This window comes from Actinophytocola sp. (genome assembly GCF_035762905.1).
Lineage (GTDB): Bacteria > Actinomycetota > Actinomycetes > Mycobacteriales > Pseudonocardiaceae > DASYTH01.
Genome location: NZ_DASUCC010000057.1, coordinates 13791 through 36439, shown reverse-complemented (window position 1 = coordinate 36439; position 22649 = coordinate 13791). Strand labels below are relative to the sequence as shown.

Sequence of the window (22649 nt, the reverse complement as noted above, 5' to 3'; positions counted from 1 at the left end):
GCCGTGCGGTTGAGGTTCCTACTCCACCCGGGATGGCTGGTGGTAACGCTGGTCGTGCTGACCTTCGCCACCGCCTGCTACACGCTGCTCGCGCCGTGGCAGTTCCGCCGGCACGACGAGCGCAGCGCCACCAACGCCGCGGTGCGCGCGTCGTTCACCGCAGCTCCGGTACCGGTGGGCGCGCTCGGCCCGGACGGGCAATGGCGCCAGGTCACGCTGACCGGGACCTACCTCCCCGAGGGCGAGACGCTCGCCCGGCTGCGCACCGTGCTCGGCGAGCCGGCGTTCGAGGTGCTCACCCCGTTCCGGCTGACCGACGGCTCGGTGGTGCTGGTGGACCGGGGCTTCGTGCGCCCGGACGGGCGGTCCCAGGTCGCCGGCTACCCGGCGGCGCCGTCCGGCCGGGTCGAGCTGCTGGCCCGGGCGCGCGCGGACGAGACCGACCCGGAGCACCGGCCCGCCTTCGCCGACGCCACCAACGGCGGGCGTCGCCAGGTCTACGCCGTGGACTCACGCACCGTGGCGGCGGCGACCGGTCTGCCGATCCGCCCCGGCTACGTGCAGCTGGAAGCCGGCAGCCCCGGCGTGCTCGGCGCGCTCCCGCTGCCCGAGCTGACCGCTGGCCCGTTCCTGTCCTACGCCCTGCAGTGGATCGCCTTCGGCACCATGGCCATGCTGGCCTGGCTGTACTTCACCTGGCGCGAGATCAAACCGGGCGGCGTGCTGGCCACCGAACGCCCGCAGCGCCGCACCGTCGCCCAGCGCATCGCCGAGGACGAGGCCGCCGAGCGCGCCGCCGCCGGGCCGGCCTAGTGCTTCGCGCGGCGGAACAGGGCGATCAGGACGGCGACGGCGGCGGTGAAGATGCCGACCACGCGGGACAGCTCGACCGCCCTGGTGACGTGGCCGGCGTCGGGCATCCGGCCGTCGCCGAGCACCGGGCGGTCCTCGACGCCGTGCTCGTACACGGTGCGCCCGCCGAGCCGGACCTCGAGCGCCCCGGCGAAGGCCGCCTCGATCTGGCCGGCGTTGGGGCTGGGGTGCGCGGGGGCGTCGCGGCGCCAGGCCGACCAGGCTCCGCGCGCGGAGCCGCCGACCACCGGCGCGCCGGCCACGGTGAGCGCGGCGGCCAGCCGGGCCGGGGCCAGGTTGATCACGTCGTCCAGGCGCGCGGCGGCCCAGCCGAACCGGCGGTAGCGCGGCGAGCGGTAGCCGACCATCGCGTCCAGCGTGTTCACCGCGCGGTAGCCGAGCAGGCCGGGCACCCCGGCGACCGCGCCCCAGACCAGCGGCGCGACCACGGCGTCCGAGGTGTTCTCGGCCACCGACTCCACCGCCGCCCTGGCCAGCCCGCCGGCGTCCAGCGTCGCGGGATCCCGGCCGCACAGGTGCGGTAGCCGGTCCCGGGCCGCGGCCAGCTCCCCGGCGTCCAGCTCGCGTCCGATCGCCGTGCCCTCCGCGGCCAGCGATCGCCCGCCGAGCACGGCCCAGGTGGCCACCGCGGTGCCCAGTGCCTGGAGCACCGGCCGGCCCCGGCCGGCCCGCTCCACCGCAACGCCGAGCAGCACGGTGCTCCCGGCGAGCAACCCGGTGTAGGCCATGCCGGCCACCCGGTGATCGCGGTAGAGCGCCCGCTCCAACCGTTGCGACGCCTTGCCGAACCCGGCCACCGGATGCCAGCGTTTCGGATCACCGAACGCGCCGTCCGCGGCGACACCCAACAGCAGACCGATCGCGCGCGCAGCGCTCACCACAGTCCTCACCCTCGACCGCCGTGTGCCCCTTATGGAAGAGAATCGAACCATGCACCCGATCGTCGTCGTGATGGGCGTCTCCGGCTCCGGCAAGACCACGGTCGGGCAGGCACTCGCCGACCGCCTCGGCGTGCCGTTCGCCGAGGCCGACGAGTTCCACCCGCCGGCCAACATCGCCAAGATGTCGGCCGGGATAGCGCTGGACGACGCCGACCGCGGGCCGTGGCTGACCGCCATCGCCGCGTGGATCACCGAGCAGGCCGGCCGGCGCGGCGGCGTGATCACCTGCTCCGCGCTCAAGCGACGCTACCGCGACCGGCTCAAGGCGGCCGCGCCCGGCGTCCATTTCCTACACCTGGCCGGCAGCCAGGAGTTGATCGCGGCCCGGATCGGCGCCCGAAAAGGCCACTTCATGCCGCCGTCCCTACTCGACTCCCAGTTCGCCGCCCTCGAACCGCTCGCCCCAGACGAGCCCGGCACGGTCATCGACGTCACCCAGACACCCGAACAGATCGCCACCACCATCGCCGCCGACTTGGCTTAGCCCGCTCCCCTCGAACCATCGCCGAATGCCATGGTCCCCCAACGCAAATTCAGGGGGGCACCATAACGAAACCCAGCCACCATCAACCCGTGAACCGCACGTTCCCTGCAACGCAACAACAGCAGTTAATCCCGGAGATGCGGAACCGCCCAGGCGGCTAGCATGTGGCGGGCGATCGAGGTGGGGCCGGGGAGGATCAGGCCGTCGATCGCGCCGCCGGCGGCCAGGGCGGCGCGCACGTCGACGCGCGGGACCCAGCGGGCCTCCTCGATCTCGCCGTCGGCGATGGTGAGCGGAACCGAGCGGTCGGCGACCGCGGCGAAGCCGATCATGATCGAGCGCGGGAACGGCCACGGCTGGCTGCCGAGGTAGCGCACGTCCCGCACGTCCACCCCGACCTCCTCGCAGACCTCGCGCCGCACGCACGCCTCGAGCGACTCGCCCGCCTCCACGAAACCGGCGAGCACCGAGTACCGGTCGGGCGGCCAGATCGGTTGCCGGGCAAGCAGAACATGCTCGCCGGCCACATCGTGCACCAGACAGATCACCGCCGGGTCGGTGCGCGGGTACTCCTCCCGCCCGCAGCCCGCGCAGCGCGATGCCCAGCCGGCGTTGGCGATCCCGGCCTCGGCGCCGCACTTCGCGCAGAACCGGGCCCGGGCGTGCCAGTTGAACAGCGCCACCGCGGTGGTGAGCAGCCCGGCCGACCGGTCGTCCAGCAGCGAACCGATCGCGCGCAGGTCGTGCCACTGCTCGCCGTCGCTGGACGTCGCGCCGGGCCACACACCCCAGGAGTTGGGCGGCGGGCGGGTGCCCTCGGTCAGCTCGGCCTCGACCGGAACCGCCCAGTACCCGACGCCGTCGTCCTCGCCGAGCAGCACAGCCTCGGCCGGCGGGACGTCGGCCACGCTCGTCGCGGGCCGATCGCGCAGGCCGCTGCCGTCCGGCCGCACCGGCGAGCGGCCCTTGCGATCCACCACGATCACCCGGCCGCTCCGCCACAACCCGGCCAGCCGGGCCGGATCCACCCGGGACTCGTCGTTTCTGTCCACAGTGGACCGCGCGAGCATCGGCACCGCGTCGAGCGAAAACGGGGTCATGGCATCAAAACGCCCCCGAGGGCCCGCAGCGCCTCCAGCTTGCCCGCGTCGCCGACGATCACACCGGTGTAGTGCGAGGGGGCGAAGAACTCCAGCGCCGCGTCGGCCACCTCGGCCGCGGTCACCTCGGCCAGCCGCCTCGGATGGTCGACCAGCCAGTCCACCCCGAGTCCGAGCGCGGCCAGCGCGCCGAGCTGGCTGGCCAGCCCGCTCTGCGACGAGGTCGAGATCAGCAGCGAGCCGATCGCGTACTCCCGCACGGTGTCCACTTCGGACGAACTGGGCGGAACCAGGCCCAGCCGCCCCAACTCGTACCGGATCTCCAGCAGCGCCGCGGCGGTGACCTCACTGGCCGTGTCGGTGTCGATCAGCAGCGTGGCCCCGCTCGGGGTGAACTCGAGCGCGGACCGGGCATGGTAGGTGTATCCCTTGTCCTCGCGGATGTTCTCCACCAGCCGGGAGGAGAAGAACCCGCCGAACGCCAGGTTGGCCAACTGCAGCGCGGCATACCGCGGATCGGTGCGGGACACCGCCTGCGCGGACATCCGCAGTTGGGACTGCACCGCGCCGGGCCGGTGCACCAGCAGCAGTTCGCCGCCGGTCACGTCCGGAAGGTCGGGCAGCTCCACCGCGCTCGCCGCGGCCGACCAGCCGGCCGTTGCCGCCTCGATCTGCCGCACGGCCGCATCGAGGCCGACGTCGCCGACCACGACGAGCACGGATCCGCGCGGCAGCACAGCCGCCCGGTGCAGCTCGCGGACCTCTTCCGGGCTGACCGTTTCCACGTCCGCCGCATCGGGCATCTCCCGGGTGAACGGATGATCGCCGTAACGCTGCTTCTGCAGCGCCTCCCGCGCGATCGTGCCGGGTTGGGACCGTGCGACGGTGATCCGCTCGACCAGCCGCGCCCGCTCGCGCAGCACCTCGTCGTCGGCGTAGGTCGCCGCGGTCAGCGCGTCGGTGAGCACGTCGAGCAGCGTGTCGAAGCCGGTGGCCAGGGCGTTGCCGCTGATCCCGAGCCGCTCCGGGTCCACCGCGGCGGTCAGGTCGGCGCCGACCAGGGCCAGGTCCGTGTCGATCCCGACCCGGTCCCGGCGCGCCGTGCCGGTGAGCAGCGTGGCGGCCAGCACCTCGGCCCGGGCCGAGTGCAGCGGATCCGTTCCGGCGAACGGAATGCGCAGCCGCAACTCGACCATCGGCACGGTCGGCTGGTGCACGACGATCACCCGCAACCCGTTGGACAGCACGGTGTCCACGCTGGCGATGTCGGCGGCGACCCGCTGGTCGCCGAGCGGCGGCAGCGGGCGTGGGCCGAGCGCGGTGCGGCCGATCTCCTCGGCGGTCCGGGTCATGCGTCACCTCCAGCGGGGCGCACGGCGAGCACCGCGCGGGAATCCGGGCGCAGCGCCTTCGCCGCTGCCGCAACGGACTCCCGGCTCACCGCCGAGATCCGCTCGGGAATCTGGTACACGATCGCGGGATCGCCGTAGAGCAGTTCGAACGAGCCGAGCGCAAGGGTTCGGGACACCACCCGGTCGTGCTCCCGGTGCAGGCTGGCCACCCACCGGGCGGTCACCTTGGCCAACTCCTCGTCGCTCGGCCCGTCGACGGCCAGCCGTTCCAGTTCCTCGTCGATCGCGCCGAGCAACCGGTCCTCGCTCACCGCCGGAGTGTGCATCGCGGTGATGGTGAACGTGTCCGGGTCGCGGGCCTCGAACGGACCGAACAGGCCGCAGCCGGCGTTCACGTCGGTGACCAGTGGCTCGCGATGCACCAGGCGCTGCTTGAGCCGGGCGCCGTCGCCGTCGGCCAGCACACCGGCAAGCACAAGGGCGGCGATGTAGCCGTCCACGTCGTGGATCGGGTCGGGCAGCCGGTAGCCGACCGCGAGCGCGGGCAGCGGGGCGTGCGGGTCGGCGTGCGTCGAGCGCAGTTCGCCGGCCGGCGGCGGCTCGGCGAACGACGGGCGGTCCGGTGCCGGACGGGCGGTGACGTCACCGAAATGCTTGTCCACCAACTCCTTGGCCCGCTCGATGGCGAAGTCCCCGCACACCGTGAGCACGGCGTTGGCCGGCGCGTAGAACGTGTCGAAGAACGCCGCGCAGTCGGCCAGGCTGGCCTGCTCGAGATCGGTGAAGTCACCGTAACCGTTGTGCGCGTTGGGAAACGTCTGGTACAGCACCGGCGGCAGCAGGATCCACGGGAACCCGCCGTACGGCCGGTTCAGCACGTTGAGCCGGATCTCCTCCTTGACCACGTCGATCTGGTTGCGCAGGTTCTCCTCGGTGAGCTTGGGCGCGCGCATCCGGTCGGCCTCGAGGAACAGCGCGCGCTCCAGCCCGGCGGAGGGCAGCACCATGAAGTAGTCGGTGAAGTCCGGGTGGGTGGATCCGTTGAAGGTGCCGCCGGAGGACTGCACATGCCGGAAGTGCGCGAGCTTCTCCAGGCTCTCGCTGCCCTGGAACATCAGATGCTCGAAGAGGTGCGCGAAGCCGGTCCGGCCTTCCGGTTCCGACCGGAAACCCACGTCGTAGTGGACGCTCACGCTGACGACCGGTGACGTGTCGTCCGGGGCGAGTACGACCCGAAGGCCGTTGGGCAGCCGGAACCGTTCGAAATGGGTCTGGGTCACTGTCGCAGCCTACGTGTTCACGCTGTGCTCAGTCCTGGTGCGCTCGCCGCCGGCGCGCGATCACCAGCAGGGCGCCGCCGAGCCCGAGGACGAGTGCGCCGAGCCCGACCAGTCCGCCGACCGCCGCGCCGGTGCTGGCCAACCCGCCGCCGGAACTGCCCTGGGGCGGCGGCGCGGTGGTGGTGCCGGGCGGCGTGGTGCTGACCGGAACCGTCGTGGTGGTCGGCGGCGTCGTGGTCGTCTCCCGCACGCAGTCGACGGTGAGCGGGGCGTCCGCCCGGGTGTCCCCGCCGGTGACCTTGATCAGGTACCGGCCGTCGGCGATCTTCGGGAAGGTCACCGTGCCGCGCTGCCCGCCGCCGACCGTGACGGTCTGGGTCTGGTCCTTGAGCCGGACGGTGTACGCGATCTGGATCCGGTTCGGGTTGGACACGCCGACAATCACCCGGGCGGTGGCGCCTTCACACGTTGAGGTGACTTCGAGGGCGGGCGCGTTGCCCTCGGCGCAGGCGACGGTGAAGTCCTTCCTGGCCACCTCCCGGCCGTTCTCGTCCTCCAACCGGGCGACATAGCTGCCGTCGTCGAACAGGTTCTGGGTGATCCGGACGAACAGTCCCGGATCCAGCGTCGGGATCCGGTAGTCCTCCGGCGCCCGGATGGCGAGGGTGAAACTGGACCTGGTGCCGGTCTCCGGGTTGGTGACCTGGAACGTGGCGATGCCCCAGCCGCCCCGGCACTCGACCGCCACGTCCAGCGCGCCCTGCCCGGGCCCGGGGTCCGTGCAGGCCCTGACCACGACCCGCAGGCCGTCGGACGGGCGGTCGGCGCCGACGATGGCGACCGCGTACTCGCCGACCGGGACGTCGTCGAACACCGCGACGTACATGCCCTTGTCCTCGTCCAGGACGCTGGTCAGCTCCCGGACGAAGTCCCCGGACAGGGCGGCGAGCGACACGTTCCACGGCTCGGGGGCGTCGTCCACCCAGACCTTCACCCTGGCCGTGCCGTCGTGGCAGTCGGCCGCGGCCTCGGCCAGCACCGGCGGCTCGACCTGCGGCGGATCCTCGTCCTGGGCGTGGCCGGCAAGAGCGCCACCGGCGAGGCACAGCGCGGTCAGGAGCGTGGGCACGAGAGTTCTCAGCAGCCGCCGGTCGACCATGCGCGCTCCCCAATAGGGTGTCACTCGTTCGTATGAAGGAGTGCACGCTACCGCGCGTGGCAAAGATCTCCGCGACGACCCACGGAAGTAGGTTTTTCCTGCTCAACCGGGTAACAAGCGAGCCACCGAGGACGATACGAATCGGATCTGCGGAAGATCGTCCGGAAGATCATCGACGAGCACCGGCCGGGGGCTGACCGCCGCGGCCGATCCGCTGCCCGAGCCGGAGATCGCCGCCGCGCTGGAGAGCTGTCCGGAACCGGGCCGACCGGACCCAACGTGCGAGCCGGACGGCGTTGCGCACGACCACAGCATCGGGGTCCGGGTGCTGACTCGACTGACGGTGGCGTCCGCCCGGTCCCGGGGCCGGGCGGACGCCCCGAGCCTCAGATCCGCCTGCGGCGCAGCAGGAGCAGCAGGGTGCCACCGGCGAGCAGGCCCACCCCGAGCGAGATCGGGATCAGCGTGGACGCACCGGTCGTGGCCAGATCGTCCTGGTTGGCCGCGGCCTGCGGTTCCGGGTTCTCGTCGACCTGTCCCGCCGCCACGTCGTCCTGGCCGAAGGTCGCGGTCGCCGTCGCGGTCACCACCGAGTCGTCCGACGCCGCGACGATCAGCGCCTGCGCGGCTCGCCCGCCCTTGCCGATGAACAGCCGCCCGGTGGCCACCTGGGCCTCGGCGGTGAGCTCGACGGAGCCCGCTCCGGGTGCGGCGTCGGCCGGCACCTCGAAGAAGATCTCACTGCCGTTCTTGATCGCCTTGGCGTCGACCGGGTTGCCGGCCTTGTCGATGATCCGCACGCCGTCCGGGACGTCCGCGGCCAGCTCGGTGATCTTCCCGTTGGTCGCCACGGTGAACGGCCCGATCTTGGTGCCCGGGTCGCCGGCGCTCTGCGCCGGGCTGAACTCCAGGGTCGCCTTCGGCGCCACCGCGCCGCCGGTGTTCTTGTCGTCAAGTAGGAACCGGTACAGGGCGAGGACATCCTGCTCGATGGCCCGGTTGTCCAGGTCGACGAGCGGATCGGCCTCGTTGAGGTCGGTGCCGTCGCTGAAGTGCCAGACCGCGGCCTGGGTGGCGGTGATCGCCTCCTCCGCGGAGAGCCCGTCGGAGAGCCGCACACCCGCGGCGGTAAGCGCCTTGGTCAGCTCAGCCAGCGACTTGACCGGGAAACCGTTGTGCAGCACCCCGTTGAGCCGGTCGCTGTTTCGCGCGAACGGCGAGCCGGTGTCCGGGAACTGCTCCCACGGCACCTCGACCATGGCTTCCCGGCTGTTGTCGAGATCGGTGCGGATCTGCACGCAGTAGACCTTGAGGTTCGCCCCGTTGGCCAGCTTGAGGTCGATCAGCATCGTCTCGGGGTTGTCCCCCACCCCGCCGACGTTGACCCGGAAACCCTCGGTGCCGGTGCCCGGCGCCGTCCCACTGACCCCTTCCGCACTGGCCGGCGCGGCCGCAAGCATCCCGACGACCGCGATGCCGGCAACCGCGGCACCCAGCCTGAACCGTCTGGCCAACGTTGCTCCTCAGCTTTGATAGAACCGTCGCAACAGCAGATACGTGGAACATGGCCGAACGGATTAAATCGGCCGGAAACCTACTGACGAGTAACTTATGTCCTCACCAAAGGTTATCGGACGTCACCCTGGGTGATCTCAGCGGCCTCGGTTCAGCGCGTCGGTCAGCGCGCCGAGCAGCTTGGGCACGTTGCCGGGTTGGCCCTCGTACCAGTACAGGCCCGGTCCGGCCATCGACAGCCAGCGCCCGGCATCGCCGAGCACCACGGCGTAGGGCAGCGAACGGGACCCCACCGACGCCCGGTCCGGCTCCGGAACCGAGTCGGGGGCGGCCGTGGCCAGGTAGCCACGCACGCCGCGGATCTGCTGCACCAGCACGCTGCCCCGGCGGGTCCGGCCGGGCAGCCAGCGCGTGCCGAGCAACACCGCGACGCCGCCGATCAGGACCGCGAGCCCGACAAGGGCGTGCCCCACGGTCAGGGCCAGCACCAGGGTCAGGGCGATCCCGGCCAGCACCGTCGCCGCCCCGGCCAGCGCCAGCCGGTCGAGCTGCTCGCGATCCGGCCGGCGCCGCAGCCAGCCGCGGGCCACCACGTCGGCGTAGAGCGCCGACCTGGCCGCCGACAGGTCCACCGTGGACAGCGCGGCGACGGTCACCTGCTCGGCGCCGGCCGGCAGCAGCGCGTCGAGCACTGCCCGCTCGTAGCCGGTGAGCGCCTCGTCCGGCGGGTTGCGCCGGACGAGCCGCCAGTCCCCGGCGCCGGCCTCGGCGATCCACAGGTAGTTGCGCACCGCCAGGTCGACGACCGTCGCGGCCAGGTCGGCCGGATCGACCCGTTCGTCGACCACGGTGCCGATCTGGCCCGGGAGCAGGCCGTCCGGCGAGGCGAACGCGACCCGCTCGCCGTCCCGCAACACCAGGTCCACCGGTCCCACCTCGGTGGCCAGCGCCCTGGCATCCCGGCCGCGGAACCGCCACAGCACCAGGAAACCGGCCAGCACCAACAGGAACAGCGCGCCGAGGCCGATCCCACCCGGGGTGGTCATGGCGAACGCGCTCGGCGCGATCGAGCCGGCGTCGAACCGCGCGCCCGCCGGCACGGTCTGCGCCGGCAGATCCACCGCGAGGTCGATCCGGTTGCCCGGCGCCAGGTTCTGCTGCACCACCCGCAACACCTGACGATGGTCGGTGCCCGCGGACTCGCACGGCGTGTCCGACCCGGTCGCGCCGGCAAGGCAGACGAACCCCTGCGGCGGGTCCGGTGCGATGAACGACGCCCGCAGCGTCCGGATCGGGACGTCCCAACCGCTGGCGACCTGCCAGCGCGCCTCCAGCCGGTCGCCGAGATCGGTCACCGCACCGTCCACCGTGTAGGTCACCGTGCTGGCGCCCTCGCCGAGCCGCAGCACCAACTCGTCGGCGGTGACCTCGGTGCTGCCGTTGCCGTCGAGCCGGACGTCGCGCACGGCGAACACCCGCTCGCGGTCCGCCCCGGCCCGGATCCGCAGCGGCGCCCGACGGGTCATGGTGGACCGGGCCTGCACGAACACCTGCTCGGTCACCGTCAGCGCGCCGTCCCGCTCGATCTTCAGCGCGATGTTGAGGCTCTGCGGCAGCAGCGGGCGCGACCGCCCACTGTCCGGTGTGGACGGTGTGGGGGGCCGGGTCGGTTCCAGCAAGCCGGTTCCGCCGGACGGTTTCGGCCGCACCGGCAGGTCGATGGACGGTCCGCCCTCCGGCGGTGGCGGAATCGACGGCTGCGCCGCACCGAATGCCGCGACGGCGACCAGCGCGGCGGCGGGAATCCCCCAGTTTGCGGACACGCCTGCGGACGATAGCCGAGCGCCCTTATGCTCACCGGCGGTTCCGAAAGACTTGGGGGGACGAGGATGAACCAGCCGCCGCCGTGGGGGCCGTACCCGCCACAGGGCCCGGTCCCGCCGCGGGGGCCGTACCCACCGGGGCGCGGACCGTACCCCCCGCCGCGGCCGGTGATGCCACCGCCGTTGGCCCGGCCGCTGCCGCCACGACCCGGCTACCCACCGCCGCCCGGATGGCGCCCGCCGGTGTCCACCGTGCCGCCGTGGGCCCTGCCGCCCCGGCCGGGCGGCTACGCGCCGCGCCGGTCGAACGCCGGTGCCGTGGTGGCCGCGCTCCTGGTCGCCGCGTTCGTGGTGAGCGCCGGGTTGATCGGCCTGGTCGCCATGAGCGGCAAGCGGACCCCGGTCGCGGACACCGGCTACGACTACCCGTACACCAGCGAACGGCCGCGCGCAGGCGCCGCGGACGACACCCGCACCACCACGACGCGGGCCACGGCGGCCCGGCGGACCACGACCACCACCCGGGCGACGACCACCGCCAGGACGACGACGACCCGGACCACCCCGGCCGGGCCGCGGCCGGTGCTCGCGCTCGGCGACAACCCGCTGTTCGCCGGGGAATTCGGCGCCGGGCCGGTGACCTGCACGCTGTCCCGGTGGGCAACCAACCCGCAGGCGGCCGCCGAGTTCTTCGCCAGCGCCATCCCCTGCCTGGAAGCGGCCTGGGCGCCGATCCTGCAGCGCGCCGGGCTGCCGTACTCCCGGCCCAACCTCGAGGTGCCGGCCGGCACGGCGACCAGCAGCCCGTGCACCGGAAACTCCGGGCGCAGCTTCGCGGCGTTCTACTGCCCCAGCAACAAGACGATCTACATGCCGTTCGGGACGCTGCAGACCGACCTGTACGGCGCCCGGCCGGGGGTGTACCTCGCCCTGTTCGCGCACGAGTTCGGTCACCACGTGCAGGCGCAGTCCGGCGTGCTCGAGGCGTTCTACCGGGCGCAGTACGAGGCCGGCCCGGACACCGAGGCCGGGCTCGAACTGTCCCGGCGCACCGAGTTGCAGGCCCAGTGCTTCTCCGGGATGTTCCTGGCCGCGGCCTGGCCGCGTGGCTCGGTGAACAACACGATCCTCACCGAGGCGCGCACCACGCAGGACCGGGGCGACCACACCCCGGGCGAGCCCCGCGACCACGGCACCGACGCGCACGCGATTGCCTGGTGGGAACAGGGCGCCCAGAAGAACCGCACCTTCGAGTGCAACACCTGGTTGGTCGCCTCAGCCCAAGTGGCATAAAGCCAGTCACAGTGGATCACCGACGCAAGTCTTGGCCCAACCAACGCCAACCTCAGGGGCACCGTGACGACACCCAGCCACAATCGATCCGCCAACCGCACCACCGGCTGGAACGCAACAACAGCAGTTAATTCCGGAGAGGCGGACTAGGAGGCGGACTAGGAGGCGGACTAGTCCGGCGGAGTAGCAGGCCGTACCCCGCCCCGGCAATCGCGGCCAGCACCAGCATGACCTCGCCCAGCCGCTGCCCGTACCGGCCCTGGCCCGCCGCCGCCTCGGCCAGATGCCCGGTCGCGACCTCCTCGTCGGTGCCCACCGTCACCTGCAGCGTCTCGTCGGCCTCGTGCCCGCACCCGTCGAGCCGGCCCAGCCGTTCCCGGCCGTCCATCGTGTACCGGATGATCTCCATCCGGCCCGCCCCGGCACACGGCTCGCCGCGCACCACCCGGGCGTCCACCTGCCGGTGTGCGCTCTCCCCCGAAGCCGCTCCCATCAGCCCGAATGTGCTGGCCAGCACCGCCAGTATCACACTGAGTAACAGAATTCCCGCCGAAAGGGCACCCCAGCGCGCGTTACCGGGCGGCAGCCGGAAGCTGGAGGGCACGCGGGGTATCCGCACCCTCGGATCGTCGCAGACCCCCGCGCCGACCCCAACACCCTGTCCCGAACCGCAACCGACCGGCCCAGCACCCGCAACCCACCCGCACCCGAGGCGGCCCGGCGCCGGTCAGTCTTCTTCGGCGGGGGTGACCTTCTTGACGTAGAGCAGGCGGTCGCCGTTCTCCAAGGCGTCGGCGGCGGGGTGGTCGATCCGGTAGAGCTTCCCGTCCCGGACCACGCCGAGCACGATGTCCGGCAGATGCCGCGGGGATCCGCCGATCTCCTGCGTCTCCACGTCCCGCTCGGCGATCGCCAGCCCCTCCCCCGGCGTGATCAGGTCCTCGACCATCTCCACCACGGTGGGGGTCTGGGTGGCCAGGCCGAGCAGCCGGCCGGCGGTCTCGCTGGACACCACCACCTGGTTGGCGCCGGACTGGCGGACCAGGTGCACGTTCTCCGCCTCGCGCACCGCGGCCACGATCTGCGCCCGCGGCGCGAGCTCCCGCGCGGTCAGGGTGACCAGGACCGCCGCGTCGTCCCGGTTGGTGGCCACCACCACCGCCCGGGCCAGCGGGACGCCGGCCACCCGGAGCACGTCCGAGCGGGTCGCCGAGCCGTGCACGGTCACCAGACCCAGTGAAGACGCGGCGTCGAGCACCGACTGGTCGGTGTCGACCACCACGATGTGCTCCGCCGGGGTGCCGTCGGACAGCACCGCGCTGACCGCGGAGCGCCCCTTGGTGCCGTACCCGACGACCACCACATGGTCCCGCACCTTCGACCTCCACCGTTGGATCTTGAATACCTGCCGGGACCGCTCGGTGAGCACCGCCAGGGTGGTACCGACCAGCACGATCAGGAACAGCACCCGCAACGGGGTGATCACCAGGACGTTCACCAGCCGGGCGGTCGGGGAGACCGGCGTGATGTCGCCGTACCCGGTGGTGGACAGCGACACCGTCGCGTAGTAGATGCAGTCCAGGAACGACAGGCCGTCCTCGTTGACGTCGCGGTAGCCGTCCCGGTCGATGTAGACGATCATGACCGCGGCGAACAGCGCGAGCAGCGCCCAGATCACCCGGCGCATGATCGAGGCGAACGGGTTGACCAGGTTCTCCGGCATCCTGATCACGCCGACCAGCGAGTGGTCCGGGCGGTCGGTGAGCCGGTCGGTCAGCCGCGGCAACCTCTTCACCAGGCGGAGGTTAGCAACCCCCGATCACCGCGTCGGAACCGAACGGAGCAGGCCACGCAGCCCGCGCAGGTCCAGCAGGTCAGCCGGACGCAGCGTGTGGTCGTGCCGCACGTAGTGGAACGCCGCGCGCACCCGGTCCACCGGCAGGCCGGACAGCCCCGCCCAGGCCAGCCGGTAGGCGGCGAGCTGGACGGTCGCCGCCGGCAGGTGCGCGGCGTCCGGTGGTGCGCCGGTCTTCCAGTCGACCACGGTCCAGCCGCCGTCCGGGTCGGCGAACACCGCGTCCATCCGGCCGCGCAACGAGACCCCGTCCAGCTCGCAGACGAACGGCACCTCCACCTCGTGCGGCACCCGGTTCGCCCAGCCGCTGGCCAGGAACGCCGCCTTGAGCTCCTCGAGGTCGGCGTCCGGCGCGGCGCCGCCGTCCGCCGCGCCGGGCAGCTCGTCCACGTCGAGCAGGGCGCGCGAGCCGAACCACCGCTCCAGCCACACGTGGAACGCGGTGCCGCGCCGGGCGACCGGGTTGGGCGGGAACGGCAGCGGCCGGCGCAGCCGGCGGGCCAGGGCGTCCGGGTCCGCGGCCAGCTCGACCAGCTGGCTCACCGAGAGCTGGTCCGGCAGCGCCACCCGTTCGCGGCGGGCGGACACCGCGGCCCGCTCGGCGATCAGCACGTCGGTGTCGCGCACCCACCCGTCCGGGTCGTCGGTGAGCGTGAGCTGCTCGGCCGTGCCGTCCAGCGCGGCCAGCTCCGCACGCACAAGGCCGGCCCCCTCCTCGACGCCGCCGCGCCGGTCCCGCAGCGGATCCAGCGGCCACGACGCGGTCCGCTCGACGGCCAACAGCGGGTTCTCGACGCCCGGTTCCGGGGCGTCCGCCCGCTGGTCGATCACCGACTCGTCCGCTGTGGACAGCAGCTCGGTGAAGAAGTCGGACGGCCCGCGCGGCTTGGCGCCGGTGCGACCCCACCAGTGCGCGGACAGCAGCAGGGTGCGCGCCGACCTGGTCAGGGCGACGTAGAACAGCCGCCGCTCCTCGAGCAGCTCGCGGGCGGCGAAGTCGTCGGCATGCCCGGTCAGGGCTTGTTCCACCTGTTTGCGGTCGGTGGCTCCGGACAGGTCAAGGCGCGGCAGGTCCGCCGCGTCGCCGCGCAGCTCCGCGGGCAGCTCGGTGACGTTGCGCAGCCAGCACGAGGTTCGCCTGCGGCTCGGGAAGGTCTCGTTCACCACGTGCGGCACGGCGACGATGTCCCACTCCAGGCCCTTGGCCGAGTGCACGGTGAGGATCTGCACCCGGTTCTCGGCCACCTCGACCTCGCCGGGCTCCAACCCGTCCTCGGCGCTCTCCGCGGCGGCCAGGTAGTCGAGCAGCGCCGGCAGGCTGGCCGACGGGCTGGTCGCGGCATAGTCGGCGACCACGTCGGCGAACGCGTCCAGGTGCGCCCGGCCGACCACCCCGGGCCGGGCGGTGGCCTCGATGTCCAGCAGCATGGTGCGCTCGACATCGGCCACCAGCTCGGGCAGCGGCGCGCCGAGCCGGCGACGCAGCGCGGTCAACTCGGCGCCGAGCCGCCGGATCCGCCGGTATCCCTCGGCCGTGTAGCCGTCCGGCTCGCCGGGGTCGTCCAGCGCGTCGACCAGGCCGGCCTGCTCGGCGCCCTCGCGGAACAGCGATGCCGGAACACCGCCCGGCGCGGGGGTCTGCGGCTCCGGCTCGTACGCCTTGCCCAGCTGCACGGCGCGGCGGTGCAGCGCGGCCAGATCCGCGGCGCCGATCCGCCACCGGGCGCCGGTGAGCAGCCGGGCGGCCGCGGTGCCGGCCAGCGGGTCGATCAGCACCCGCAGCGTGCTGACCAGATCCCGGACCTCGGGCTCGTCCAGCAGGCCACCGAGCCCGACCACCTCGACCGGCAGCCCGCGCTCGCGCAGTGCCGCGGCCAGGCCGGCCATGTCGGCCCGGCGCCGGACCAGCACCGCCGTCGTCGGCGGGTGGCCCTCATCGTCCACAGTGGACTTCCAACGGTGCGCGACGGCGTCCGCCAGCCAGCCGACCTCGGTGTCCACATCGGACAGCAGCGCGTACCGGATGTCCGCCGGCACCATGCCGTCCCGGGCACGCAGTTCGTCGACCGCGAGCCCGGCGGCACGCAGCGGCGCGGCCGTGGCGTTGGCCATGGCCAGCACCTCGGCCGGGTTACGGAAGCTGGTCAGCAGGCCGTACCGGCTCGCGGGGCGCCCGGTGGCGGCCGGAAAGTCGGTGGCGAACCGGGGCAGGTTGGCCGCGCTCGCCCCGCGCCAGCCGTAGATCGCCTGCGCCGGGTCGCCGACCGCGGTGACCGGCATCGCCGCCGCGCCGCCGAACAGCGAGCGCAACAGGACCCGTTGCGCGTGCCCGGTGTCCTGGTACTCGTCGAGCAGCACCACGCCGTAGCGCTCCCGCTCGCCGTGCGCCACCTCCGGATGCTCGCTGGCCAGCCGCGCGGCCAGGGACATCTGGTCGGCGAAGTCCAGCGCGCCGGCCCGGCGCTTGCGCTCGGCGTAGGCCGCCACCAGCGGCAGCATCGCCACGCGGAACCGTTGCGCGGCAACGATGTCGCGCAGCTCCTTGGCCAACTCGGCGCGCTGCCGCGGCGCCCGCGGCGCGCTCTCGATCAGGACGCACAGCCGCTCGGCATGTTCGGCCAGCCGCCGCTGGTCCACCAGGTGCTCGGCCAGCTCCCCGGCCAGCGCCAGCAGGTAGCGGGTCACCGTCACCGGAACCCAGTCGGTGTCCAGATCCGCCGACCAGCCGGCCACCACCTGGTGCGCCAACTGCCAGCACGCGGTCTCGGTGAGCAGCCGCGCCCCCGGCTCGGTCGGCAGCCGCAGCCCGTGCTCGGCCACCAGCCGCCCCGCGTACGCGTGATACGTCAACACGGTCGGCTCCCCGGCCAGCACCGCGGTCGTGCGCACCCCGCTCGGATCCAGCCGGTCCAGCAGCCCCGATCCGGCCAGCCGGCGCAACCGCGACCGCACCCGGTCGGCCAGCTGTCGCGCCGCCTTGCGGGTGAACGTCAACCCCAGTACCCGATCCGGCGTCACGAACCCGTTGGCCACCAACCACACCACCCGGGCGGCCATGGTCTCGGTCTTCCCCGCCCCCGCCCCGGCCACCACCAGCGCCGGCTCCGTCGCCGCCGCGATCACCGCCGCCTGCTCCTCCGTCGGCCGCACCAACCCCAACGCGGCGGCCAGCTCGCCCGGACCGATCATGGGACCTGGCGGCCGCTGGGGTGGATGGGGCAGGTGGTGCGGGCGGGACAGCGGGGGCAGTCGGGGTTCTCGGTCGCGGTGTAGGTGGGGCCGGTGCTGGCGGCGGCGGCCTTGCTGACCAGGGTGAGCCACTGGCGGGTGGTGTCGGGGTCGAGCGGGGGTTGGGTGCGCTCGGCGGCCACGGTGCTGCGGTGCCGCTTGGCGACGTAGAGCAGGCGCGCGCCGCCGGGCGCCTCGGTCAGGCCGTCCTGGGTGAACGCGCCGTGGGCGGCGGCGAGCTGGTAGAGGGCGAGCTGCGGGTGCTCGCGGGCTTCGGCGTCGGAGACCGGGACCTTGCCGGTCTTGATGTCCACCACCACCGGGCGGCCGTCCGGGTCGGACTCCAGGCGGTCGACCCGGCCGCGCAGCCGGACCCGGGGGGCGCCGGGCTCGGCCGGCAGGTCGATGCTGATGTCGCGCTCGACGGCCACCTGGGTCAGCTCGGTGCGGCTGGCGCGCAGCCAGTCCAGGAAGGTGTCCAGCATGGCGTGCACCCGGGTGCGCTCCCGGCGGGAGAACCAGGGCGCGCCGGCGTCCACCGCGTCCCAGGCCCGGTCCAGCTCGGCGCGCACCTCGGTCTCGTCCTTGCCGGACGCGACGGCCTCAGCCAGCGCGTGCACCAGGATCCCGGTGACCGCGGCCAGTTCGGCCGGGTCGGCGCCGCCGTGCCGTTCGACCAGCCAGCGCAGCGGGCACCGGTCCAGCTGCTCCACGACCGACGGAGACACCGCGACCGGCTCGTCGGTACCGCGCAGGGCAGCCGAGCTGGACAGCGCGGCCGCGCCGTACCAGCCGTCCGGGTCGGCGCCGGGCACCCCGGCGGCCATCAGCCGGGCCAGCTGCGCCGCGGCCAGCCGGCGCCGGGTGGCCGGCACGTGCTCGTCACAGGCCGCCCGGCGCAGCTCGCCGACCAGATCGGCGATGGCGAGGGCGCGCTGCGGGGCGGCGAGCGGCACGACCGCCTCAGCGGCGTCCGCGGCATCGGCCCCGGCCAGCTCGGCCAGGAACCGGGACGGCTGCTCGTCCTCACCGCGGATCGCGCTGACGAACAGCTTGCGCCGGGCCCGGCTGGCCGCGACCAGCAGCAGCCGGCGCTCCTCGGCCAGCAGCGGCGCGGTCAGCGACACGCTCGCCACACTGTCCACTCCGGACAGCAGGTCGACCAGTCGCTCAACGCCGAGCAGCGATCCGCGCAGCCGCAGGTCCGGCCAGCTGCCCTCCTGCACGCCCGGCACGGCGACCACGGTCCACTCCCGGCCGGCCGCGGCGTGCGCGGTGAGCACCGCGACCGCGTCGTCCCGCACCGCGGACGGCGCCAGACTGTCCCCGGCGATCCGTTGTGCGGCAAGGTGATCGGCGAACCCGGCGACGCCGGACCCGGGTAGCCGGTCGGCGTGCCGCTCGGCCGCGTGGAACAGCGCGACGATCGAGTCGAGGTCACGATCCGCTTGCGCGCCAATGGTTCCGCCGCGCGCGGCGGCGCCGGCCAGGCGCTGCTCCAGCCCGCTGCGCTGCCACACGTTCCACAGCACCTGCTCGACCGTGGCACCTTCCTCGATGGCCTGCCTGGCCAGGTCGAGCAGGCCGGCCACCCGGCGCACCGGCGCGGCCTCGGTGTCGGACAGCGCGGCCAGCCGGTCGTCCCCGGCCAGCACCTCGACCAGCAGGTCGTCGCTGGGCCGCTCGCCGCCCGCGGCCAGTTCCAGCCGGCGCAGCCCGCGGCGCAGCCGGCGCAGTGCCAACGGGTCCGCCCCGCCAAGCGGCGAGGTGAGCAGCAGCACGGCGGACTCGGCGGTCAGCGCGGCCGGCACCGCCGCGCACCGCAGCAGGGTCAGCAACGGCCGCACCGCCGGCTGCTCGGCCAGCGGCAGCTCGTCGCCCGAGGTGGCCACCGGCACCCCGGCCGCGGCCAGCGCCCGGTGCAGCACCGGAATGGACCGGGTGGCCGACCGGACCAGCACGGCCATCTCCGACCACGGCACCCCGTCGATCAGCCGGGCCCGGCGCAGCTGATCGGCCACCCAGTTCGCCTCCGCGGCCGCGGTCGCGTGCAGCCGAATCTCCACCGCGCCCGGATCGGTGTCCGATGCGGGCCGGGCCCGGCGCCGCGGGCCGGGCAGCCGGGCGGCCAGCCGGTCGACGGCCGCGGCGATCGCCGGGGCCATCCGGTGCGAGGTGTCCAGCACGACGGTCGCCGCGCCTGCGTGCTCGTCGGCACCCTCCAGCAGGCGCAGATCCGCGCCCCGGAACGAGAACACGGCCTGGTCCGGGTCGCCGGCCAGCACGAACTCCTTTGCCGAGCGGCCGAGCTTGCGCAGCAGCCGGAACTGCATCGGGTCAAGGTGCTGGGCGTCGTCCACCAGCAGGTAGCGCACCCGGGCCCGCTCGGCGGCGAGCAGCTCGGCGTCGGTCTCGAAGGCCAGCAGCGCGGCCGCCACCAGCTCGGCGGCGTCCAGGGCGGGCGCGCTGGCCTGCACCGTCGCGCTGTCCGCCGCCCCGTGCAGCAGGGTGACCTGCTCGTACTGCTGGGCGAACCGACCGGCCGCCACCCACTCCGCGCGCTTGTGCCGCCGGCCGAGCGCGATCAGATCCTCCGGCCCGAGCCCGCGCTCGGCCGCGCGCAGCATCAGGTCGCGCAGCTCCTCGGCGAAACCCGGCATGGTCAGCGCCGGGCGTAACTGCGCCGGCCAGCTCCAGGCACCGCTCTCGACGTCGCCGGCCAGCAGCTCACGGATCACCGCGTCCTGCTCCGGACCGGACAGCAGCCGCGGGCTGGGCAGGTCGTGCAGCACGGACTGCAGGCGCAGCACGGAGAACGCGTAGGAGTGCACGCTGCGCACCATCGGCTCGCGCACGGTCCTCGGCACGGCGTCCTGCTCGGCGCCGTCCCCGGCCGTCAGCCGCGCCGCGATCCGGGCGCGCAGGTCGGCGGCGGCGCGCCGGCTCGCGGTCAGCACCAGCAACTGCTCCGGGTCCACGCCGCCGGTACGGATCCGGTCCGCGGCCACCTCGGCCAGCAGCGTCGTCTTGCCGGTGCCCGGGCCGCCGAGCACGCGCAGGAACCCTTCGGTGCCGGCGAGCACCCTACGGCCCGCCTCGTCCCAGTGTGGTCGAGGCCGGGCGGTCCCGGCTCGACGGACGAGCCGCGGTGCCTTCGCGGTGGCCACGCAAGGATGGAAACACGGCGGGCGGCCCGGATCCGGGACCTCCGCTGGGCATGTCGGACCGAACTGAGAAGGTGCACGGCATGGACGAGCAGCTGCACGAGCGGGTGCGCACCATAATCGCCGCCATCCCGCCGGGATCGGTCGCGTCCTATGGGGACATCGCCGAGCTGTCCGGTGCGCCGTCGCCGCGGCTGGTCGGGCGGATCCTCGCCGAGGACGGATCCGATCTGCCCTGGCACCGGGTGCTGCGGGCGGACGGCACACCGGCGCACCACCTGGCGCACCGGCAGCTGGAGCTGCTACGCGCCGAAGGCGTGCTGGCGGACGGGCAGCGGGTGAACATGCGCCGGTACCGGTGGGACGCCGTCGACGTGCTCGAGGAACCGAACCTGTTCGACTGACCGGTCCGGGTCGCGGCCGGCCCCGGTCAGCTTCGCTTCTCGCTGCGGGCGAGCAGGTCGTGCACGTAGGCATCGTCGGTCATCGCCGCGGCCATCCGCAGGTGCGGCACGGCCTCGGCGTGCCGGCTCTGCCGGGCCAGCGCCCGGCCGAGCAGCAGGCGGGCGTAGGCGTCGGACGGGTCCAGCTCGACCAGCCGGCGGGCCACGTCCTCGGCCGGGCCGAGCGCCGCGGCCTGGAAATGCGCCAGAGCCAGCTCGGTGAGCACGGTGCGGTCGTCCGGGGCGGCCTCGGCCGCCTCGGACAGGTACCGCACCGCGTTGCTCGGGTCACCGGACATCCGGAACAACCGGCCGCGGTCGAGCAACTCCTTGATGTCTTCCTTCATTTTCCCATGGATTCGCTCGCGGACTCGCTCATCACAGTTTCTCGTCGGCGGAGCTGCGGTGGGCCAGGTGCTCGGCCGGGATCTGGCCGAGCCGTCCCGCCTGGAAGTCCTCCATCGCCTGGACGATCTCCTGGCGGGTGTTCATCACGAACGGCCCGTACCGGGAGATCGGCTCGTTGATCGGCAGGCCGCCGAGCACCAGGATCTCCCAGCCTGCGGCGGAGTTGCCCGGCTGGCCGGCGGCGGCCCGCATGGTCAGCGCGGAGCCGGGGCCGAACACGCCGAGCTGGCCCTCCTCGAGCGGGCGGCCCTCCTCGGCGATCGTGCCCCGGCCGGAGAGGACGTAGACCATCGCGTTGAAGTCCTCCGGCCACGGCATCGCCAGCCGCGCGCCCGGGCTCACCGTGGCGTGCAGGTAGGTGATCGGCGAGTAGGTCACACCCGGGCCGTCGTGCCCGGCCAGCGTCCCGGCGATCACCCGGACCAACGCGCCGCCGTCCGCGCTGGACAGCAGCTTCGCGTCCCGGGCCTTGATGTCCTGGTAGCGCGGCTGCACCATCTTCAGCGCCTTGGGCAGGTTCACCCACAGCTGCACGCCGTGGAACAGGCCGCCCTTGGCGATCATGTCCTGCGGTGGCATCTCGTTGTGCAGGATGCCGGCGCCCGCGGTCATCCACTGGGTGGCCCCGTCGGTGATCAGGCCGCCGCCGCCGATCGAGTCGGTGTGCTCGAAGGCGCCGTCGATGATGTAGGTGACGGTCTCGAAGCCGCGGTGCGGATGCCACGGCGCACCCTTGGCCTCGCCCGGGCCGTACTCGACCGCACCCATGTGGTCGAGCAGCAGGAACGGGTCGGCAAGGGAGAGGTCGACGCCGGGGAACGGGCGGCGCACCTGGAAGCCCTCGCCCTCGAGGAACTTGCGGGCCTGGATGATCCGGCGCACTCCGCGCCAGGCGGTACCGGCCTCGGGCAGTTCGGGCAGCCGCGGCAGGGTCAGCGTGTCGGCGGTGACGGCGGGCATGACCGGCCTCCTCGCTTCTCGTGGGCCGCCAGGCTGACGACCCGTGCAGCTGGTGCAAGGTAGTTGCGAGCTCAATTATTCCCGAGACCCCGCCGTGAAGGTAACCGCTGGTAGGAGCGGCGGCCAGTCGAGGAGAGACGGCCCGATCAGCTCAGTCGGTGAGGCGATCCAGGGCGATGTCCACCGCGAACGGCGAGTCCGTCACGAGCCGCCCGGTGTGCTCACCGGTCCGCTCATAGCCTTCGGCGCCCAGGCGATAGGTGTGGACCGTGGTGGCCAGCGCACCACTCTGCCTGGTCTCCACCCGCCAGTAGTGCGGGATACCCGCTTCGGCATAGGCGAACGGCTTGGTGGCGCGATCCTGGACCCGCGACCCCTTCGAGACCACCTCGACGACGAGCAATATCGCCTCGCACGGGATCGGATGAGTCGTCAGCGGGAGAGTTCCGTCGAAGACGACGACATCGGGTGTCAGGTACGTCAATGGCTCCTTGGCCAGCAGGACGTCGACATCCATTTCCACCTGCCAGTCCGCCGGCAGCGAGGCTTCGAGCAGGTTGGAGATACGGCGGCTGATCCGCTGATGGAAGGGCAGCGGGCTTGGGTTCACGATGAGGACTCCGTCGATGACCTCCATCGGGGAGCCCTCCGGCAGGCTTTCGATGTCTGCCAGAGTCCAACCCTCAGTTGGTAGGAGATGCGGCCAGTCGTCGGGCAGGGCCGTCATGTGAACTCCTTCCACGGGTCAACCGTACCGCTCCATCGCGCCGA

Annotated in this window: 18 protein-coding genes; 4 read left to right on the top strand and 14 right to left on the bottom strand. The window is 73.2% G+C overall.

What is annotated here, in order from left to right; all coding sequences use genetic code 11:
- Positions 1-3 precede the first annotated feature (3 nt).
- Positions 4-813 (top strand): SURF1 family protein, encoded by an 810-nt coding sequence (locus tag VFV67_RS10865; protein ID WP_326469259.1) that lies wholly within the window; start codon positions 4-6, stop codon positions 811-813.
- Here VFV67_RS10865 and VFV67_RS10860 read toward each other — a convergent pair.
- Positions 810-1751 carry a cobalamin biosynthesis protein gene (locus VFV67_RS10860; protein WP_326469257.1) on the bottom strand — a complete coding sequence of 314 codons (942 nt, stop codon included), beginning with the start codon at positions 1749-1751 and terminating at the stop codon, positions 810-812. The genes VFV67_RS10865 and VFV67_RS10860 overlap by 4 nt on opposite strands.
- Before the next feature lie 52 nt (positions 1752-1803).
- Here VFV67_RS10860 and VFV67_RS10855 point away from each other — a divergent pair, with 52 nt between their 5' ends.
- Entirely contained in the window at positions 1804-2298 is a 495-nt protein-coding gene (locus VFV67_RS10855; RefSeq protein WP_326469255.1) for a gluconokinase, read from the top strand.
- 125 nt (positions 2299-2423) lie between these two features.
- Here the strand turns inward: VFV67_RS10855 and nudC are convergent, their stop codons facing one another.
- The 6 genes from nudC to VFV67_RS10825 form a co-directional block, all read right to left on the bottom strand.
- Complete coding sequence (gene nudC / locus VFV67_RS10850) at positions 2424-3398, bottom strand: NAD(+) diphosphatase (protein WP_326469254.1); 975 nt, start codon at positions 3396-3398, stop codon at positions 2424-2426.
- Entirely contained in the window at positions 3395-4750 is a 1356-nt protein-coding gene (locus VFV67_RS10845) for a pitrilysin family protein (RefSeq protein ID WP_326469253.1), read from the bottom strand. Before VFV67_RS10845 ends, nudC begins: the two co-directional genes overlap by 4 nt.
- The gene (locus VFV67_RS10840) at positions 4747-6030 is read right to left on the bottom strand and encodes a pitrilysin family protein (protein ID WP_326469251.1); all 1284 of its coding nucleotides are present in this window, start codon (positions 6028-6030) and stop codon (positions 4747-4749) included. Before VFV67_RS10840 ends, VFV67_RS10845 begins: the two co-directional genes overlap by 4 nt.
- 28 nt (positions 6031-6058) lie before the next feature.
- Positions 6059-7189 (bottom strand): hypothetical protein, encoded by a 1131-nt coding sequence (locus tag VFV67_RS10835; protein ID WP_326469249.1) that lies wholly within the window; start codon positions 7187-7189, stop codon positions 6059-6061.
- A gap of 386 nt (positions 7190-7575) precedes the next feature.
- A complete protein-coding gene (locus VFV67_RS10830) occupies positions 7576-8703 on the bottom strand; it encodes a thioester domain-containing protein (protein ID WP_326469248.1) in 1128 nt (375 codons plus the stop codon).
- A gap of 138 nt (positions 8704-8841) precedes the next feature.
- Complete coding sequence (locus tag VFV67_RS10825) at positions 8842-10527, bottom strand: DUF2207 domain-containing protein (protein WP_326469247.1); 1686 nt, start codon at positions 10525-10527, stop codon at positions 8842-8844.
- Positions 10528-10770: 243 nt separating this feature from the next.
- Here VFV67_RS10825 and VFV67_RS10820 point away from each other — a divergent pair, with 243 nt between their 5' ends.
- Positions 10771-11820 carry a neutral zinc metallopeptidase gene (locus VFV67_RS10820; protein WP_326469246.1) on the top strand — a complete coding sequence of 350 codons (1050 nt, stop codon included), beginning with the start codon at positions 10771-10773 and terminating at the stop codon, positions 11818-11820.
- A 127-nt stretch (positions 11821-11947) separates the two neighbouring features.
- Here VFV67_RS10820 and VFV67_RS10815 read toward each other — a convergent pair whose 3' ends face one another.
- From VFV67_RS10815 to VFV67_RS10800, 4 genes are all read right to left on the bottom strand, one after another.
- On the bottom strand, positions 11948-12313 hold the full coding sequence (locus tag VFV67_RS10815) for a hypothetical protein (RefSeq protein ID WP_326469245.1): 366 nt from the start codon (positions 12311-12313) through the stop codon (positions 11948-11950).
- Between the two features lie 234 nt (positions 12314-12547).
- A complete protein-coding gene (locus VFV67_RS10810) occupies positions 12548-13615 on the bottom strand; it encodes a potassium channel family protein (protein WP_414636224.1) in 1068 nt (355 codons plus the stop codon).
- Positions 13616-13639: 24 nt separating this feature from the next.
- Positions 13640-16864, bottom strand: coding sequence for an ATP-dependent DNA helicase (locus tag VFV67_RS10805; RefSeq protein WP_326469243.1), 3225 nt, complete (start codon positions 16862-16864; stop codon positions 13640-13642).
- Positions 16861-20070, bottom strand: a complete 3210-nt coding sequence (locus VFV67_RS10800) for an ATP-dependent DNA helicase (protein WP_326469241.1) — start codon at positions 20068-20070, stop codon at positions 16861-16863. Before VFV67_RS10800 ends, VFV67_RS10805 begins: the two co-directional genes overlap by 4 nt.
- A gap of 80 nt (positions 20071-20150) precedes the next feature.
- Here VFV67_RS10800 and VFV67_RS10795 point away from each other — a divergent pair, with 80 nt between their 5' ends.
- Positions 20151-20471: an MGMT family protein gene (locus VFV67_RS10795; protein WP_326469239.1), complete on the top strand. Its 321-nt coding sequence runs from the start codon at positions 20151-20153 to the stop codon at positions 20469-20471.
- 26 nt (positions 20472-20497) lie between these two features.
- Here VFV67_RS10795 and VFV67_RS10790 read toward each other — a convergent pair whose 3' ends face one another.
- The 3 genes from VFV67_RS10790 to VFV67_RS10780 all read right to left on the bottom strand — a co-directional run bounded on the left by VFV67_RS10790 (position 20498) and on the right by VFV67_RS10780 (position 22605).
- Positions 20498-20857, bottom strand: coding sequence for a tetratricopeptide repeat protein (locus VFV67_RS10790; protein ID WP_326469237.1), 360 nt, complete (start codon positions 20855-20857; stop codon positions 20498-20500).
- 31 nt (positions 20858-20888) lie between these two features.
- Entirely contained in the window at positions 20889-21878 is a 990-nt protein-coding gene (locus VFV67_RS10785; protein WP_326469235.1) for a pirin family protein, read from the bottom strand.
- A gap of 151 nt (positions 21879-22029) precedes the next feature.
- Positions 22030-22605 carry a Uma2 family endonuclease gene (locus VFV67_RS10780; RefSeq protein ID WP_326469234.1) on the bottom strand — a complete coding sequence of 192 codons (576 nt, stop codon included), beginning with the start codon at positions 22603-22605 and terminating at the stop codon, positions 22030-22032.
- Positions 22606-22649: the final 44 nt, after the last annotated feature.